The sequence below is a fragment of the Vibrio anguillarum genome, from assembly GCF_001989995.2.
Classification (GTDB): domain Bacteria; phylum Pseudomonadota; class Gammaproteobacteria; order Enterobacterales; family Vibrionaceae; genus Vibrio; species Vibrio anguillarum.
Genome location: NZ_JAHGUP010000054.1, coordinates 1 through 16,464 on the forward strand (window position 1 = coordinate 1; position 16,464 = coordinate 16,464).

The window sequence follows — 16,464 nt, forward strand, 5'->3', positions numbered from 1 at the left end:
AGGGTTAGGGTGGGGTGAACACTGTCAATCCTCCCCTTCAAGAGGAGGGCTAGGGCCTGTACACCCCCTCCTAACCTCCCCCTAAAAGGGGGAGGAACAGTACAATATCGACGATATTGTCTTCCGACATTAAATACAGAGCGGCTATTTAAAGCTAGGCGCTTTGTTGAAGTGGCTCTCAATCATTCTTTGAGTGATGGGATGAGTTGGATTAGACAATACTTCTTGTGTGTCACCCGATTCGACGACTTCGCCTTCGTGCATCACCATAATTTTATCAGTAATGTGTTTTACAATACCAAGGTGTTGAGAGACATACACAAACGAGACACCCATCTCTTCTTGCAGTTCTAGAAACAAGTTAATCATCTGTGATCGCATTGCCATGTCTAGCCCGTTTAATGCTTCATCAGCCACAATGATCGACGGTTGTAGAATCAGTGCTCGTGCCAAGCAAATCCGCTGTTTTTGCCCGGTGGCGAGCATTTGCGGGTAGAAGTAGGCGTGCTCTGGCAATAACCCAACGCGCAATAGCGTATCTTTCACGCGCTTCATGCGAGCTTCAGGTGGCATATTGGTGTTTCTTTTGAGCGGCCCTTCTAGAATACGACCAATTTGAATTCTTGGGTTGAGCGATGTGTTCGGATCTTGAAAAATCATTCGAATCAGCTTACAGCGCGTGGAGTAATCCTTGTGTTCCAATAACTCTCCATTAACGCGTATCTCGCCAGAAGAGGGCTCAACCATCCCCGCAAGCATTCGTGCCAATGTCGATTTACCAGAACCATTTTGGCCAATAAAACCAATAGTTTGCCCCGCTTCTAACGTAAAGCTGACCGGTTTGACCGCATGCTGAATTTTCTTGCGAAATAGACCTGAACGAGTAATGAAATCTTTAGTTAACCCGTTCACTTCTAATAATGATGCACTCATGACTGTTGCTCCATATTGAGTGGGAAATGACAGGCAAACTTATGATTTTTAATACGTTGTGGATACGGTATTTCAACGCATTGGCGCTGAGCATAGGGACAGCGAGGCCCCAATCTGCAACCAATCGGTAAATGTTGCAAGGGTGGAATGGAACCCGGTAAGGATTGCAATTTTTCTTTATGCGGGATCCAATCACTAAAATCAGGCATCGCTTTCAGTAGTGCGGCCGTATAAGGGTGTTTGGGTTCACTCAATATTTTCTGGGTATCGGCTGACTCAACAGACTGACCGCAGTACATCACTGTAATACGGTTAGCCCATTGGGTAATGGTGGTTAAGTCGTGGCCAATCAATAGAATCGTGGTGTTATTGACCTGATTCATCCGGCTGAGCAGGCGCAATATCTGTGATTGGGTAATGGGGTCCAAATCGTTCGTTGGTTCATCAGCAATCAAAATTTTTGGTTTGGTTGCGATAGCCATCGCAATCATCACTTTCTGACACTCACCATCAGTTAGCTCATAGGGGTAGCTACTCATGATGCGAGCGTGCTCTTTGATTCCTACTTTATGTAAAAGGGCAATTGCTTGTTTTTTACGCCATGTAAAACGCTGCCACCATTTGCCTTCAAATGTGCGCGATGGAATAGATTCAATCAGTTGTTTTCCCACTTCATCTGAAGGGTCTAAGCAGGTTGACGGTTCTTGAAAAATCATCGCGATGTCGCGGGCAATCACTCGCCGGCGTTCGCGCGGCGTCAGCTGAAGTAGATCAATGTTACCTAAGCGCATGCGGTCGGCGGTGATGGTCCAATTATCTTTGCATATTCCTACGATGGCTTTAGCCACCAAGCTTTTTCCTGATCCGGATTCTCCCACCAAACCGCGAATTTCGCCTTCGTTCATGGTTAAGCTCATGCGATCGACTGCTTTTACCATGCCTTGTGGCGTATCAATTTCGATGGTGAGATGGCGAATATCTAATAATGGCATTATTCCACCCCTGCATTCAGAGCTTGTCGTACACCTTCACCGACTAAGTTGATGATGATCACCGTAAACATAATCGCTAAACCGGGGAGAGTGACTGTCCACGGTGCGAGGTAAATCAGCTCAACTGAATCACCTAAGATGGTGCCCCATTCGGTGCTTGGTGCTTGAGCACCCAAACCAAGAAAGCCCAAAGCGGTGATGTCTAAGATGGCAATGGATAACGCGAGTGTTATTTCGTTGGCGATGACAGCAAGTACATTGGGTAAAATGGAGTTCCACAACAGATAAAAGTCATTGGCACCATCTAAACGTGCGGCGAGGATATAGTCTTTTTCTACTTCGTTGTGTACGGCAATATACACCGAACGAACAAAGCGAGGGATGAGTGCCAAACCAATCGCAAGCAAAATATTGAACTCGCCAAAACCGAGCAGTGCCACAAAAATAATGGCAAGCAGCAATGATGGAATCGACATGACCGTGTCGAGTAAGTGGTTCAATGTACTGGACAATAATCCTTTGGTCATGCCTGCCATGATACCGATAAAACAGCCGATCACAGCCGCGATAGCGGTGATTAAAATAGCGGCAGCGAAGGTGTATTGGGTACCATCAATCAACCGTGACAAGATGTCTCGGCCTAAATCATCGGTACCTAAGAAAAATTCGACAGTGCCTGCAGGATCCCAAGAAGGCGGTATTAATAGGTTGCTCGTTTGCAACTGCGGATCATGAGGGGCTATCCAAGGAGAGGTGAGGGTAATCAACACAATGAGTCCTAAGCACCACAAGCCAAACATCGCCAAACTGTTATTGCGATAGCTGCGCCAAAACCGCTCAAACTGAGTCGGAATATGCTCTTCCTGATAAATGTTATTTGTTAGCATACCATTCCTTTCTTACCAGCGGGTTAACCATAGCGCCAATCAAATCAGACAGAATGTTTGCTGTGAGAACGAGCGTACCAACTACGATCACGCCGGCTTGAATGGAGACATAATCTTGGTTAGATAATGCATCGAGCAGCCAACGGCCGATTCCCGGCCAGTTGAAGATGGATTCAGTAATAATTGCCAACGTTAACATACTCGATAACTGAACCCCGAATTTAGGAATAATAGGTGGAATTGCATTTCTCAGCACATGCTCGGTGACAATTTCGTAATCACTTAAACCCTTAATTCGAGCGGCGCGTATATAGTTCTGAGCCATTACATCGGCCACCGAAGAACGCATCAGGCTCACCACTTGCGTCGTCGGTGCTAGAGCCAGTACCAAGCAGGGTAAAATCATATGTTCAATAACACTTTGCAAAGCATGGGCACGGTAGTTACCTTCAGCGAAAAAAGCATCGATCAGAGCGAAACCTGTCACGTGTTCCACTTGGTAGAGCAGATCATAACGTCCTGAAACAGGAAACAGCTCATAATGCAGTGAAAAGACCATGATCATTAACAAAGCTACCCAAAATAGCGGTGCTGAATAGCCGGACATTGACGTGAAGGAGATGACGGTATCAATCCATTTACCTTGCTTCATTCCTGCGAGCGTACCAATAGGGAGACCAATTAACAAAGAGAGAGTAAAAGCAATAAGGCATAACTCCAGCGTTGCTGGAAAGACCATCGCCAGTTCGTCCACAATCGGGACACCACTGTGATTGACGCCAAAATTCAGTTGCAGTAGTTGCCCTAAATAGGTTGACCAACCTGACCAAAATCCATGAGCAGTTAGAGGCGACTGTGGATCTAAGCGCAGCAGTGCAAACCCGACCATAGTCAAAATGAGTAACGTGATAATAAATAAGTTGAGTCTGCGTACCGTATATAAAAACACTATTCGACCCTCTCAACCGTATTGAATGGTTGTACATTAAATGGGCTGAGTTTAAAGCCCGTTAATGTTTTGCTGTACGCTTTAAATTGCATGCCGTGTGCCAATGGGATAACCGGGAACTCTTCGTTTAAAATATTTTGCGCTTGTTTGTATAAGTTAAGGCGATAGCGCGACTTGTCTACTTCCAAGGCCAAATCGAGTAGAAAATCGAAATCACTATTGCACCACATCGAGGCATTGAGCCCTGAGCGATCTGAATTACATGAGAGCAGTGGACGCAAAAAGTTATCTGGGTCTGCGGTATCGCCATTCCAGCCCGTTAAAATCAGATCAACGTTGGCGTGCTGGGTCAAATTTGAACGATCGAGGCGGTCTTCCGTGATGATATGCAATGTAATACCAATGTCGGCAAGGTTAGCGTTAATTAACTCGGCGGTTTTACGTGGGCTTGGATTATAGGCATGAGACTCTGCAGGAACAGACATCGTCAATTCCAAGTTGGCGTAATAGCCAGCCTCTTTAAGTAATGCGATCGCGTAGTTACGATCATAGCGAATTTGAATACTGTCCTTTTGATAGGCCCAAGAGGAGGGGGGAAGAATGTTATAAGCAATACTTCCTGTACCGTAATAGACCGAGTCCAAAATATTTTGGCGGTTGATCGCAAAATTAAGCGCTTTACGCACGCGAACATCACTGAGCGCAGGGTGAGAGGTATTCACAGCAATATAAGACACGTTCATCGCAGGCTTGGCATCAAGCTCTATTTCCGATTGCTGCTTGATAATAGGGATTTGGCTTGAAATAGGCGAGCTGAGCACATCGCATTCATGGCGTAGTAGTTTGGCGAGTGTCCCTGTGCCTCGGTTGGAGACATCAAATACGACTTGTTCCATCTTCGCCACGCCATTCCAATAAGCGCCATGACGACGGAGGCGGATAAGGTCATTCACTTTAAATTCGTCTAGATAAAATGGTCCGGATCCAACAGGATGGCTGTCGATCATGCTTTTTTCATCTTCAATCACTAATTGATTAGCATACTCATAGGAGAGTATGACAGCGTGACTGGTGGCGATATTGGATAAAAAGGAGTTGTCGGGACGGCTGAGGGTAAATTTAACCGTGAGTTCATCCAGAGCTTGAACATCGATCAGCAAGTTTTTGAAATCAATACCTGCAAACCATGGGTAGACGCCACTATTGACGTAATGAAATGGGTTGGTTGGGTCAATGATTCGGCGAAAGCTGAAGACCACATCATCGGCATTAAGAGCGCGAGTCGGTGTAAACCAAGCGGTTGATTGAAATTGAACGCCATCGTTTAGCTTGAATGTATACTCTGTACCCTGTGGATTCACTGTCCAACTCGTGGCCAGACTTGGTATCGGTTGTAAGGTTTCTGAATCCAATTGCAACAGCGTGTCGTAAATCTGTGGGCTGAGAGCTTCAGACGTAATGCCGCTCTCAACCAATTGTGGGTTAAAAGTGGTGGGATTGCCGTGACCACAATATACGAATCCGCTCTGGCGAATTTTACTATGGTCAATTTGTTCGCTACAGCCTATCAGTAGGCTAAAGCTGCATATTCCTAGTGCGAATCGTATCAATGTTTTCATAAAGAGAAATAACTGTGAGAAGTAAGGCAAACAAAGCTAATCATTATGCCTCAAAATCCTGATAATCTACCATTTTTTGTTGATCTAAACCTAGGGTTAATCATCATTGCTGCCGACGAGTTGATATTTTCTCACCATACCTCTCAATTGGTGGTAGCTCAAGCCGAGTAATTCTGCAGCTTGTCTTTGATTAAACTTACTGGCATTGAGCGCGGCACTCAGTAGTTGTCTGTCCTGATCCTCCTGCCACATTTTGTAATCCATCGGAAATTCAAAGCCAGTGGTGTAAGTATGGCGATCTGTGGAGAGATTGCCAGTAAGGTCATCTGGTTTGTGCCACTCATTAGCAAAAGGGTTAAAAACCAAGTTTTCAATCGGATGGGAGGCCGTTCCGTGTTGATAGACAGCACGCTCCACGACATTTTTAAGTTCACGCACATTTCCCGGCCACAAATAGTGTTGAAGCTGATCTGCCGCTTCTGCACTAAACCCGACAAAGAGCGCTAAGTTCAGTTCACGGCACATCTTAATAGCGTAATACTCAGCAAGTGGCATAATATCTTCTTTTCGCTCTCTTAGCGGTGGAAGCTGGATCACATCAAAGGCCAGTCGGTCGAGTAAGTCAGCTCGAAACTTTCCAATTTCAGCTAATTGTGGAAGATTGGCGTTGGTTGCGCAGACGATACGGACATTCGCATTAAGCCGTTGGCTACCGCCGACACGTTCGTAATGTCCATATTCAATCACTCGAAGTAGTTTCTCTTGTACAGCAAGCGGCGCGGTGGCGAGCTCGTCCAAAAAAAGAGTTCCACCTTCTGCCCGTTCAAATCGTCCTTGGTGACGTCCTTTGGCTCCGGTAAACGAGCCTGATTCATGACCAAAGAGCTCAGAGTCAATTAACCCTTCACTCAAGGTTGAACAGTTTAACGAAACCAGTGGTTGGTCCCAACGTTTGGAAAGATAGTGCAAGCGCTGAGCGATTAACTCTTTGCCCGTTCCTCGCTCGCCAATAATTAATACCGGCCTATCAATCGGTGCAAGCTTAGAGACTTTATCCAGTACCGATAAAAATTGAGGCGCTTCACCCAGTAAGTTTTGTTGCATGTTCACTCTCCACACTGTGATTGAAAGGGTGGTTAAATTCACCAACTCTTGGCGAAAATCATCATAGCACAGTAATCTCATTCTATGAGATATTATCTAATTTATTGATTATCAATAGATTTATATATGGCATGAAACTTGGTTATCTCTTCTCGTCTTAACGTTTTGAGCGATTCAAAATGGCTCACCAATAACTACATCGTCATGAACAACTAATCAGGAGATTGAACATGGGTATTTTTTCTCGTTTTGCCGATATCGTAAACTCGAATATCAGTGCACTGTTAGATAAAGCGGAAGATCCTGAAAAGATGATCCGCTTAATCATCCAAGAGATGGAAGACACCTTGGTGGAAGTACGCACCAATTCGGCCAAAGCTATTGCGGATAAGAAAGAGCTCGCGCGTAAAGTGGATTCTATGGCCTCTCATATTGAAGATTGGCAACAGAAAGCGACCTTGGCGCTTGCTAAACAGCGTGAAGATCTCGCTCGCGCTGCTTTAATTGAAAAAAAGAAATTGCAAGAAATGCAGAAAGGCTTGCACACTGAACAAACCTTGGTAGAAGAAACTATCGATAAATTGACTGGGGAAATCGGTAAGTTAGAGGCCAAAATTGCCGAAACACGGGTCAAGCAACAAGCTTTGGCACTTCGTAGCCAAACCGCGCACAACCGTCGTGATGTGCAACGTCATTTGCATACTAGCCGTACTGATGAAGCGATGGCGAAGTTTGAACAGTACTCGCGTAAAGTCGATGAACTTGAAGCTGAAGCCGATCTCTACGCTATGTCCGGTAACGCTAAGTCACTCGACCAAGAATTTGCTGAACTGCAAGCGCAAGATGAAATTGAACAAGAGCTAGCAAAACTGAAACAGCAAATGGACAAAAACCAATAACGAGGAGTGGCATACATGTCATCATTTTTTATCGCAGGTCCACTGATTGTCTTTTTGATTTTTGTTGCACCGATCTGGCTCTTTTTACATTACAGAGGTAAGCGACATAGTAGCAACTCATTGTCGCAAGAGGATTTAGAGCGGATTAAAGCGTTATCTGCAAAAGCGGAAAAACTGCAAAGCCGGGTTGAAACCCTTGAACGCATTTTAGATGCTGAATCATCGACTTGGAGACAAAATCATGGCTAGCCGCGAGCTCTATAAAGATCCGGTCAACGGTAAAATAGCTGGCGTATGCGCTGGGCTTGCTAACTATCTTGGGTTAGAAGTTTGGTTGGTGCGTATATTGGTCATCTCGGCTGCACTACTCGGTGGCGGTTTTTTAGTGCTTTTAGCTTATATGGCTTTGATGCTGATGTTAGAAAAGCAGCCTACTCAGTATGTTGAAACGCTAAAAGCCCAACGCGAACATACATTGAAGAATAAGCCTTGGGAGCAAGGACAAACCGCCGAAGCTTTGCTGGCGACATTGGATCAAGATTTAACTCGAGTGGATCAGAAAATCCGTAAAATGGAGGCTTATGTCACCTCTGAAGCATTTAAAGTCAATCGTGAGTTTAATCAGCTTTAAAAAGCAAAGCTAGGCACGTAGATTTGCAGTGTCATTGTTCAACTGACACCGCAAATGAAGGTAAGGAAACAAAAAATGAAGCATCATACAGAAATGACTTGTGCATGGGCGATGAATCACCCTTTAGAGCGCGATTATCACGATAATGAGTGGGGCATTCCCGTTTACGATGATGTCAAGTTGTTCGAATTTTTGACGTTAGAAGGTGCGCAAGCTGGGCTGAGCTGGATTACGATTTTGAAAAAGCGCGAAGGTTATCGCTTAGCCTTTGACGGTTATGATCTTGAAAAACTTGCTCAGTACGACGAAACGCGGGCACCTTATATTATCGAACATTTCGATGTGGTGAAGCACAAAGGAAAAATTGCCTCTGTCTATTCCAATGCACGAGCGGCTTTACTGTTGCAGCAAGAGTATGGTTCCTTATCCAAAGCATTGTGGCAGTTTGTGGATGGTCAACCAGTGCTCAATCATTGGCAGCAGATGAGTGATATCCCTACATCGACGCCCACGTCTAAGGCGATGAGCCAATTTCTAAAGAAAAAAGGCTTCAAGTTTATTGGCGAAACGATTTGTTATGCTTTTATGCAGGCGGTGGGTATGGTGAACGATCATTTGGCTGATTGCCCCAAGCGTTAATTTTTCAGGGTAACCTAATATGCAAAAGACCGCTGAAGATTCAGCGGCCTTTTGGTCTTCCGCTCATATTATGCACGCAGAGCAAGCTGTGCACTGTAGCGTTCTAATCCCGCTTTTAGATCAGCGATCAGATCGTCTACATCTTCAAGACCAATATGTACTCGAATCAGTGTACCTGCAAAGTGCGGGTGTGCGACGGTTCTTAAATTATCAAAGCTTTTGGGTTCATTAGCTAAAATCAAGCTTTCAAATCCACCCCATGAAAAGCCCATACTAAAATGTTGCATGCCATCGAGCAAAGCGGTCGTAGCTTTTGCATCACTGCTCTTTAATACAAATGAAAACAGCCCGTTACCACCAGTGAAATCACGCTGATAAAATTCATGTCCAGGGCAAGTCTCTAACGCCGGATGGCGAACGTGATCCACTTCAGGCTGTTCTGCTAACCAGTGCGCAATGGCTAAGCTATTTTGAGCATGTTGACGTAAGCGAACATCTAAGGTTCTTAGCCCTCGTAGTCCTAAATAAGCGTCATCAGGTGAGACACATTGTCCCATCAAATAGCTTTGCTCTCGCAATTGATCCCAGCATTTTTCATTGGCAATCGCTGTTCCTAACATCACGTCTGAGTGGCCAACAATGTATTTCGTCGCCGCTTGGATCGAAATATCAACACCATGTTCAAAAGGTGAAAAGTTCACGCCCGCCGCCCAAGTGTTATCCAGCATGACAATGATGTCATGCTCATGTGCAACCCGCGCTAAGGTTGGGATATCTTGCACTTCCATCGTGATCGAACCGGGCGATTCAGTGAACAACACTTTGGTATTGGGCTGGATCAAAGCGCGGATCCCTTCACCTATGGTCGGTGAGTAGTAGGTCGTTTCTATACCCATTTTTTTCATGATTTTTTCACAAAAATCACGAGTAGGTTCATAGCAAGTGTCGACCATCAGAATATGGTCACCCGTTTGCACAAAGGAAAGAATACTATTGGCAATGGCGGCCGCACCGCAAGGGAAAAGCGCGCAACCGACGCCACCTTCAATTTCCACCATTGCTTCTTGGAACGCAAAGTGCGTATGAGTACCACGGCGTCCATAAAAGAGTGTTTTATTAGCTCGATTGACAGTGGCGTGATTTTTTTCAGCCACACTATCAAACACAACCGTAGAGGCTCGTTGAATAGGAGGATTGACAACACCATTGGTCCACTTTTTACTACGACCCGCATTGACCAACTGTGTTTTTTTACCTTCTGGCATCCGAAATCCTTGTCTGGGAGAGTGTTCACTATTTAAAACATGGAGTTGCCTAGCTTGGCAACCCCAGTCAGATAAAAAGTTTACAGCAGCGGATTAAACAGATAGAACAATCGTTCAAAAAACCTATGATACAGCGGGCGTTGCTCCCATATTGCTAGCTCAACCAAGTGAGATTGTTCTATATAACGCTGTTGCAGCCAGTTCATTTCTTGAGTGAAGGATTGATCTTCAATTGCTAACGTGACTTCAAAATTGAGCCATAAGCTGCGCATGTCAATATTCACCGTACCGACAAGACAGAACTGGTTATCGATCACGACGGATTTAGTGTGCAGCAAGCCACCGTAGAATTCGTATATTTTCACACCGGCTTCGAGCAACTCACCATAAAAGGCGCGAGAGGCCCATTTAACCATCAATGAGTCATTTTTATGTGGAATAATGATCTCAACATTGATACCGCGTTGAGCGGTCATTTTTAAAGTAGCAACAAGGTCTGCACTGGGAACAAAGTAAGGTGTTGTGATCCTGACAGATTGATTGGATTGATTCATCGCGAGCGTTAACACTTGGGAGATTAAGTTCTCCGGCATGCCGGGGCCTGAGGGGACAACCTGTACTGGATGATGGGGCTGATCTGGACCGATAGTGCATTCTGGTTGTGCTGGCAACATACGTGTTCCTGTTTCCACTTCCCAGTCCCAGCAATGTACTGCGGACAGCACATTGACCGCAGGCCCGGTAATACGAACCATAATATCGACCCATTGACCTACACCGGAATTTTGCTTGAAATAGGCTGGATCAACTAAATTCATCGAGCCTGTGTAGGCAATTTTATCGTCGATAACAATGATTTTACGATGTTGGCGTAGGTCTAAGCGGCGTAAGAACATCCGCCACGGGCTCACTTCTAACGCTTGGACGACTTCAACTCCTGCGTCTTTCATCATGGTATACCAATGACTTTTGAAGAAGCGGGGGCTCCCTGCGGAATCAAGCAGCAGCTTAACGTGCACACCTCGTTTGGCCGCTTGGATCAGAGCCGACGCAACCGAATCCGCCAATCCACCTGGGTGCCAAATATAAAAGACCATTTGGATGCTAGTGTGAGCTTGTTCAATGTCGGCAATGATGGAATGCAGAATTTCGTTAGGGGAGGTTTGCAGTGATAACGTATTACCACTTAAGGCCGGAATCCCCATACGGTGGTTACACAGTTCATCAATTTTATAAATTTGAGCACCCATTCCCTCAGGGGCATGAGCCTGGCAATCGTTAAGCTGTCTAAACCAATCACCAAATGGAGCAAACATTTCCTTGGCACGCTCTGCACGCTTGCGCCCTAAATTTAGCTCACCAAAAAGAAAATAGCAGATCACTCCCACAATCGGAATGATATAAATCACCATCAGCCAAGCCAGAGAAACACTCACCGCTCGGCGTTTCAATACAACGCGTAGCGTGACTGCGGCGACCAAAAACCAATAGAGTGCGATGCCTGCTAAAGTAAGAACGTGGTAAACCTTGTCCATGCCATTAATCTTGTCGATAGAATAAGTCACGATAGTAAAGGGAAAGGGAAAAGTAAGGAAGTTTATCGCGTGAATAATATGAAAATAGTAACAGATGAATCGTGTTACTAAAGTGGTCATAGCAGTTTAAAAAAATGATCTGAGGATAAAAAAGCAACAATTGAACTATAAAACTACGGTCTAATCCATAATTTATATCGTTCGGACTTCCAATTTTAATCTCAAACTGTTTTACTTGCCACCATCACAGTGCGACTAAAAATTACAACTTGTGTAATTAAAAGTTTACACTCACTTTTAGCACTGCCTAACAAACACAACATTGGTAAATAGTTTATGGCAAGTAGTTCAAGAGGTCATTTCTCATCGAGACTTGGTTTTATTATGGCGGCTGCAGGTTCTGCAGTTGGCCTAGGGAATGTGTGGGGTTTTCCGACCAAAGCGGCAAGTAATGGTGGCGCGGCATTTTTAGTGATTTATTTGGCGATGGTATTCTTGCTGGCGTTTCCAATGCTGGTTGCGGAATTGACGATCGGGCGACATGGACAATCTAACCCCATCGCTTCTTTAAGAAGTATCTGGACCAAAAATCGTGCGGCGGCGGCACTGTTTGGTATTATCGCGATGATTGCCTCATCGATGATCCTCAGTTTTTACTCCATTCTTGCCGGATGGCTTATGGGTTTTGCGGCATCTCCTATATTAGGCTTGTTGGGTTTACAGACGGCGGCCGATTGGTTAGTGAATTTTAGCGGCTTACGCAATGTTTTACTGGCTCTCGCATTTTCTTTGCTCACTATTTATGTTGTGCGAAAAGGTGTCGCGGACGGCATTGAAAAATGGTCTACCCGTTTGATGCCAGTGCTTTTTATTCTATTCGGCGCCATGATTGCTTATATCTTTACCCAAGCTGGGGCAATGGAAGGATTGAAGATGTATTTGATCCCTGATATTGCGCACATCACTCCCAGTTTATTAGTAGACGCAATGGGGCAAGCTTTCTTCTCTCTCTCTTTAGGCGTTGGAGCGATGATCGTTTATGGCTCATATCTTAAGAAAGATGTTAATTTGCCAAAAACAGCGGCGCAGGTCGCGGCGATTGATACAGGAGTGGCGTTTGCAGCAGGCCTTTTGATTCTCCCTGCAATGTTTGTGGCTAAAAATCATGGTGTCGAAATTTTTGATGATGCAGGCAACTTGATGAGTTCGGGCGATTTAGTCTTCACCGTGCTGCCTGCGATGTTTGATAATATGGGCAGTGCAGGGGTGTTGCTCGGTTTTGGTTTCTTTATTTTGATGGTTATCGCAGCGCTAACTTCTTCAATTTCTATGCTAGAAGTACCAGTATCTTGCGCGCAAGATGAACTAAAAATGACTCGTAGCCAAGCAACATGGATGATCGGTGGAGCCATTGCGCTGCTGAGCATCATCATTTCCCTTAACTTTGGGGCGTTATTTAACCTAGTGGCTAACGTCTCGACCGTCTATATGCAACCTTTATTAGGTGTGGTTTGGGCTATTGTGGTGGGTTGGGTTTGGCATCGTAATAAATTGCTTGATGAGATCAAACAAGGTAACCCAGACATTGCACAAAGCCTATTCTGGAAAATTTGGCCATGGTACGTGCGTTTTGTTTGCCCCGTGGCGATTTTAATGGTCTTTGCTTATTCATTAATTTAACGCATTCCTAAGGCTCTCATCCGAGAGCCTTTTTATCATCCTACTGCCTTGAACCTTGCATTTATTGGTATCTGCGTTGTTTAACGCTATACTCAGCCGCCTATTCTGCAGTTAGTGATTCACATGTTTGATATTCTTTATACTCACAACGATTTTCTCATCATCAACAAGCATCCCAATGTTTCTGTGCACAAAGATGACGGGGATACAATGCTGCTGCAAGAAGTGGGTAAGGTTTCAGGTGATGGCCAGCTCTACTTAGTTCATCGGTTGGATAAAATGACGTCCGGAATTTTATTGCTTGCCCGCCACCAAGCTGCGGCCAGTGAGTTGTCTAAAAACTTTGCAGCAAGGGAAGTCGAGAAATTCTATCTTGCCATTGGCAGTAAAAAGCCTAAAAAGAAACAGGGTTTGATAAGCGGTGATATGGAACGCTCTCGACGCTCGTCGTGGAAGTTAGTAGCGACACAAAATAACCCCGCCGTAACGCAGTTTTTTTCCTGCTCTGCTGAGCCGGGTGAACGCCTCTTTTTATGTAAACCTTTTACCGGGAAAACCCACCAAATTAGGGTTGCTTTGAAATCACTAGGCTCTGCGATTGTCGGTGACCCGATTTATCATTCTCATGATGATTCTGATAGAGGCTATCTACACGCTTTTGCGTTACGTTTTTGCTATCAGGATCAGTGCTATCAATTTATCTGCGACCCACGCAATCAAGTAGCGATGGGGCAGAAGTGGAACTCAGACATTGTTAGCCAAAGGATTGAATCTTGGTTAACACCTTGGAATCTAGTTTGGCCGAAAGTAAACAAATGACAGAACAAACAATGCAACGCTCAGCGCTTTCTCACTTTTTTACCCATATTGAGCAGCAGCTCTCTTGTAATACCGGTGAAATTCGCCGCTTATTTCATGGCCGAGGTCGTCAGTGGCCAGGTCTAGAACAGCTCACCTGTGACTGGTTGCAAGGGCAGTTAGTCGTCAACTTATTTAAAAATGTCGAAGAAGATTTTCTCGCGGAGTTAAAAGCGGGTTTGTCGCACCTAACAACCCGTCCGTTATGGCTAGAAAAGCAAGGTCGTTGTGTTTTACTTCAGCATCGATATGCCGATGGCGCGCCTTCAGAAACAGTATGGGGAGAATTAGAGCCTTTCCCTGTGGTGGTCGAAAATGGCTTAAAGTACCAATTGAGCATTGGGCGTAACCAGAATTTCGGGCTGTTTTTGGATATGCGCTACGGCCGTGAGTGGGTTTCATCTCACGCTAAACATAAAAATGTACTGAATCTATTTGCCTATACTTGCGGTTTTTCAGTAGCAGCTATTGCTGGTGGTGCTGACCAAGTTGTGAATGTCGATATGGCCAAAGCATCACTGGCTAAAGGCCGTGAAAACCATCAATTGAATGGCCACAATCTCAATTCAGTGAAGTTTCTTGGACATGATATTTTCAAGTCTTGGGGAAAAATCAAAAAATCAGGGCCATATGATCTGATTATTATTGATCCTCCTTCGTTTCAAAAAGGCAGCTTTGCGCTGACTAAAGATTATCAACGTATCTTACGCCGTTTACCAGAGTTGTTAGAACAAGGCGGCGAAGTGCTTGCATGCGTTAATTCACCAGCCGTAACCTGCGACTTTTTAATCGAAGGGATGAAGGTGGAAGCGCCATCACTTACTTTTCAAGCTCGCCTAGAAAACCCACCAGAGTTTGAAGATATTGATCCGCAAGCCAGCCTGAAAGCACTGATTTTCTCCTAAGTAGAATGGAGACTAGGTAAGATCACGCCATAATAAAGTTGGTTATGGTGTGATTGCTCTCGACTTCAGGAATTATTAATTTTGCAAAATATGTTCAATCGGTGAGGGTTTAGAATAGATGAATCCTTGGATAAGATACACAGCACGAGTAGCAAGATAATCAACTTGGTCTCCGCGTTCAACGCCTTCAGCAATAATTTCAATATTAGCTTCTTGTGCTGAGAGAATAATGGAATTGAGTACCTTTATTTTTAAATCGTCAGTTCCAATCGTATCAATAAACATCTTGTCTATTTTAATACAAGAAATACCAAGATTTTGTATATATGAGTAACCACCGTAGCCTGTCCCAAAATCATCAATTTTGAACTTATAGCCTTTTGCCATAAGATGAGATAGTGCCCTACCTGCATTTTCAATATTAATAAATGGCGTTCTTTCTGTTATTTCAAAATGAATCTGTTTGGTGGTCGGCCAATTGAGTTCTTTTAGTGTTTCTGCTAAGCCACCACTTTCAATGTGGGCTGGCACGATATTGATACTCACCCATTGCTGCACGTCGAATTGTTCTAAATCATCAATTACTTTTCTTATGATTTGATTCGTTATCTGGATGATTAAACCGGATGTTTCCGCCGGACCAACGAACTCATTTGGTGGAACCATCTCCTTGCCTTTGCACCAACGAACTAAGATCTCATAGCCAACGACTCTCTCTTCTCGGCTATCAAGAATGGCTTGGTAGTAAGGGATGAATTGTTTATCTTTAATGCCTTTAAGAATTAATCCTTGAATTGAGTTTTTATAATTTCTGAACTTTAAATAAAAAATAGATAATAAGATACCAATTGCTAGCGCAATGGGATAACCCCAATATATTAATTGGTAGTAAAGATATTGGTTGAATTCTTTACCAGCAGAGAGTGTTTCTTGAATATCAAACTCTTTTATGGTGTAACTAATGGTTGTGATGTGGTCTTGGTAAGCAATCTCTTTATTGCCTCGACTCATTCTCAATCCATTTAAACTAGGCGATAAATAATGAAAATTTAATAAAAAGCAATTTATACAATCACCTTTTAATATCTCTTCTTGCCAGCTACTGTCTAATATCCAAAAAATTCGATTACCTTCTTTTTGATAATAAATAAGTAGCTCTTTTTCTGTATCAAAAAGTGCGGGGGTGGTGGACATGTAAAACCCTGAAGAGAGGTCATAGGCTTTCAACTCATCCGAAAGTTGTAATGGGAAACCGACAGTCGAGCAGCTACGCCCGTCTTTGTTGACAACCGCGATCATTCTAATAAATCGGTTGTAGTACTTGGAATCACGAATTAATGACATATCGCTTGCTTGGCATTCATAATTTATCTGAGCGACTTGATCTAAAATCATATCATTTAAGCTCTGAGCTCTATTGGCCAAGTAAAGATTGACGGTATCGAGTTTGCTTTCCAGCACATAGCGTGTCAACGGATTGATTAATATCGGGATGGCTAACGAAAAAATAAGAGTCGGGATCAGAAAGAGTAAGATCGCTATTTTAACGGGTCTGGTCAAAGTCATAA

General features: G+C 44.1%; 16 protein-coding genes. 7 read left to right on the forward strand and 9 right to left on the reverse strand.

All coding sequences use genetic code 11. The features are described 5' to 3' along the window. Nucleotides 1–144: 144 nt before the first annotated feature. From PL85_RS13165 to pspF, 6 genes are all read right to left on the reverse strand, one after another. On the reverse strand, nucleotides 145–933 hold the full coding sequence (locus tag PL85_RS13165) for a peptide ABC transporter ATP-binding protein (protein ID WP_115339720.1): 789 nt from the start codon (nucleotides 931–933) through the stop codon (nucleotides 145–147). After that, nucleotides 930–1,925 carry a peptide ABC transporter ATP-binding protein gene (locus PL85_RS13170; protein ID WP_010320232.1) on the reverse strand — a complete coding sequence of 332 codons (996 nt, stop codon included), beginning with the start codon at nucleotides 1,923–1,925 and terminating at the stop codon, nucleotides 930–932. The genes PL85_RS13165 and PL85_RS13170 overlap by 4 nt, the downstream gene beginning before the upstream one ends. After that, nucleotides 1,925–2,812, reverse strand: coding sequence for an ABC transporter permease subunit (locus PL85_RS13175; protein ID WP_013857042.1), 888 nt, complete (start codon nucleotides 2,810–2,812; stop codon nucleotides 1,925–1,927). Before PL85_RS13175 ends, PL85_RS13170 begins: the two co-directional genes overlap by 1 nt. Further along, a complete protein-coding gene (locus tag PL85_RS13180; RefSeq protein ID WP_013857041.1) occupies nucleotides 2,799–3,761 on the reverse strand; it encodes an ABC transporter permease in 963 nt (320 codons plus the stop codon). Before PL85_RS13180 ends, PL85_RS13175 begins: the two co-directional genes overlap by 14 nt. Beyond that, nucleotides 3,761–5,380, reverse strand: a complete 1,620-nt coding sequence (gene sapA, locus PL85_RS13185) for an ABC transporter substrate-binding protein SapA (RefSeq protein WP_094149655.1) — start codon at nucleotides 5,378–5,380, stop codon at nucleotides 3,761–3,763. Before sapA ends, PL85_RS13180 begins: the two co-directional genes overlap by 1 nt. 96 nt (nucleotides 5,381–5,476) lie before the next feature. Further along, entirely contained in the window at nucleotides 5,477–6,484 is a 1,008-nt protein-coding gene (gene pspF, locus PL85_RS13190; protein WP_026028021.1) for a phage shock protein operon transcriptional activator, read from the reverse strand. A 230-nt stretch (nucleotides 6,485–6,714) separates the two neighbouring features. Here pspF and pspA point away from each other — a divergent pair, with 230 nt between their 5' ends. The 4 genes from pspA to PL85_RS13210 all read left to right on the forward strand — a co-directional run bounded on the left by pspA (nucleotide 6,715) and on the right by PL85_RS13210 (nucleotide 8,653). Then, the gene (pspA, locus tag PL85_RS13195; RefSeq protein ID WP_026027628.1) at nucleotides 6,715–7,383 is read left to right on the forward strand and encodes a phage shock protein PspA; all 669 of its coding nucleotides are present in this window, start codon (nucleotides 6,715–6,717) and stop codon (nucleotides 7,381–7,383) included. 15 nt (nucleotides 7,384–7,398) lie between these two features. Then, nucleotides 7,399–7,632, forward strand: coding sequence for an envelope stress response membrane protein PspB (gene pspB, locus PL85_RS13200; protein ID WP_029388308.1), 234 nt, complete (start codon nucleotides 7,399–7,401; stop codon nucleotides 7,630–7,632). Then, a complete protein-coding gene (gene pspC / locus PL85_RS13205; RefSeq protein ID WP_013857036.1) occupies nucleotides 7,625–8,014 on the forward strand; it encodes an envelope stress response membrane protein PspC in 390 nt (129 codons plus the stop codon). The genes pspB and pspC overlap by 8 nt, the downstream gene beginning before the upstream one ends. Before the next feature lie 75 nt (nucleotides 8,015–8,089). Continuing rightward, complete coding sequence (locus PL85_RS13210) at nucleotides 8,090–8,653, forward strand: DNA-3-methyladenine glycosylase I (RefSeq protein WP_174223829.1); 564 nt, start codon at nucleotides 8,090–8,092, stop codon at nucleotides 8,651–8,653. 68 nt (nucleotides 8,654–8,721) lie between these two features. On the opposite strand, the gene PL85_RS13215 is transcribed toward PL85_RS13210, so the two are convergent. Continuing rightward, nucleotides 8,722–9,918 carry a cystathionine beta-lyase gene (locus PL85_RS13215; protein ID WP_115339722.1) on the reverse strand — a complete coding sequence of 399 codons (1,197 nt, stop codon included), beginning with the start codon at nucleotides 9,916–9,918 and terminating at the stop codon, nucleotides 8,722–8,724. An 80-nt stretch (nucleotides 9,919–9,998) separates the two neighbouring features. After that, the gene (gene cls / locus PL85_RS13220) at nucleotides 9,999–11,453 is read right to left on the reverse strand and encodes a cardiolipin synthase (protein WP_115339723.1); all 1,455 of its coding nucleotides are present in this window, start codon (nucleotides 11,451–11,453) and stop codon (nucleotides 9,999–10,001) included. Between the two features lie 336 nt (nucleotides 11,454–11,789). Between cls and PL85_RS13225 the strand changes: the two genes are divergently transcribed. The 3 genes from PL85_RS13225 (at nucleotide 11,790) to PL85_RS13235 (ending at nucleotide 14,896) form a co-directional block, all read left to right on the forward strand. After that, nucleotides 11,790–13,133 carry a sodium-dependent transporter gene (locus PL85_RS13225; RefSeq protein WP_115339724.1) on the forward strand — a complete coding sequence of 448 codons (1,344 nt, stop codon included), beginning with the start codon at nucleotides 11,790–11,792 and terminating at the stop codon, nucleotides 13,131–13,133. Nucleotides 13,134–13,256: 123 nt separating this feature from the next. Continuing rightward, nucleotides 13,257–13,952 carry a TIGR01621 family pseudouridine synthase gene (locus PL85_RS13230; protein WP_115339725.1) on the forward strand — a complete coding sequence of 232 codons (696 nt, stop codon included), beginning with the start codon at nucleotides 13,257–13,259 and terminating at the stop codon, nucleotides 13,950–13,952. Between the two features lie 11 nt (nucleotides 13,953–13,963). Then, nucleotides 13,964–14,896 (forward strand): class I SAM-dependent methyltransferase, encoded by a 933-nt coding sequence (locus tag PL85_RS13235; protein WP_029388307.1) that lies wholly within the window; start codon nucleotides 13,964–13,966, stop codon nucleotides 14,894–14,896. A gap of 75 nt (nucleotides 14,897–14,971) precedes the next feature. Here the strand turns inward: PL85_RS13235 and PL85_RS13240 are convergent, their stop codons facing one another. Then, a complete protein-coding gene (locus PL85_RS13240) occupies nucleotides 14,972–16,462 on the reverse strand; it encodes an EAL domain-containing protein (protein WP_115339726.1) in 1,491 nt (496 codons plus the stop codon). Nucleotides 16,463–16,464: the final 2 nt, after the last annotated feature.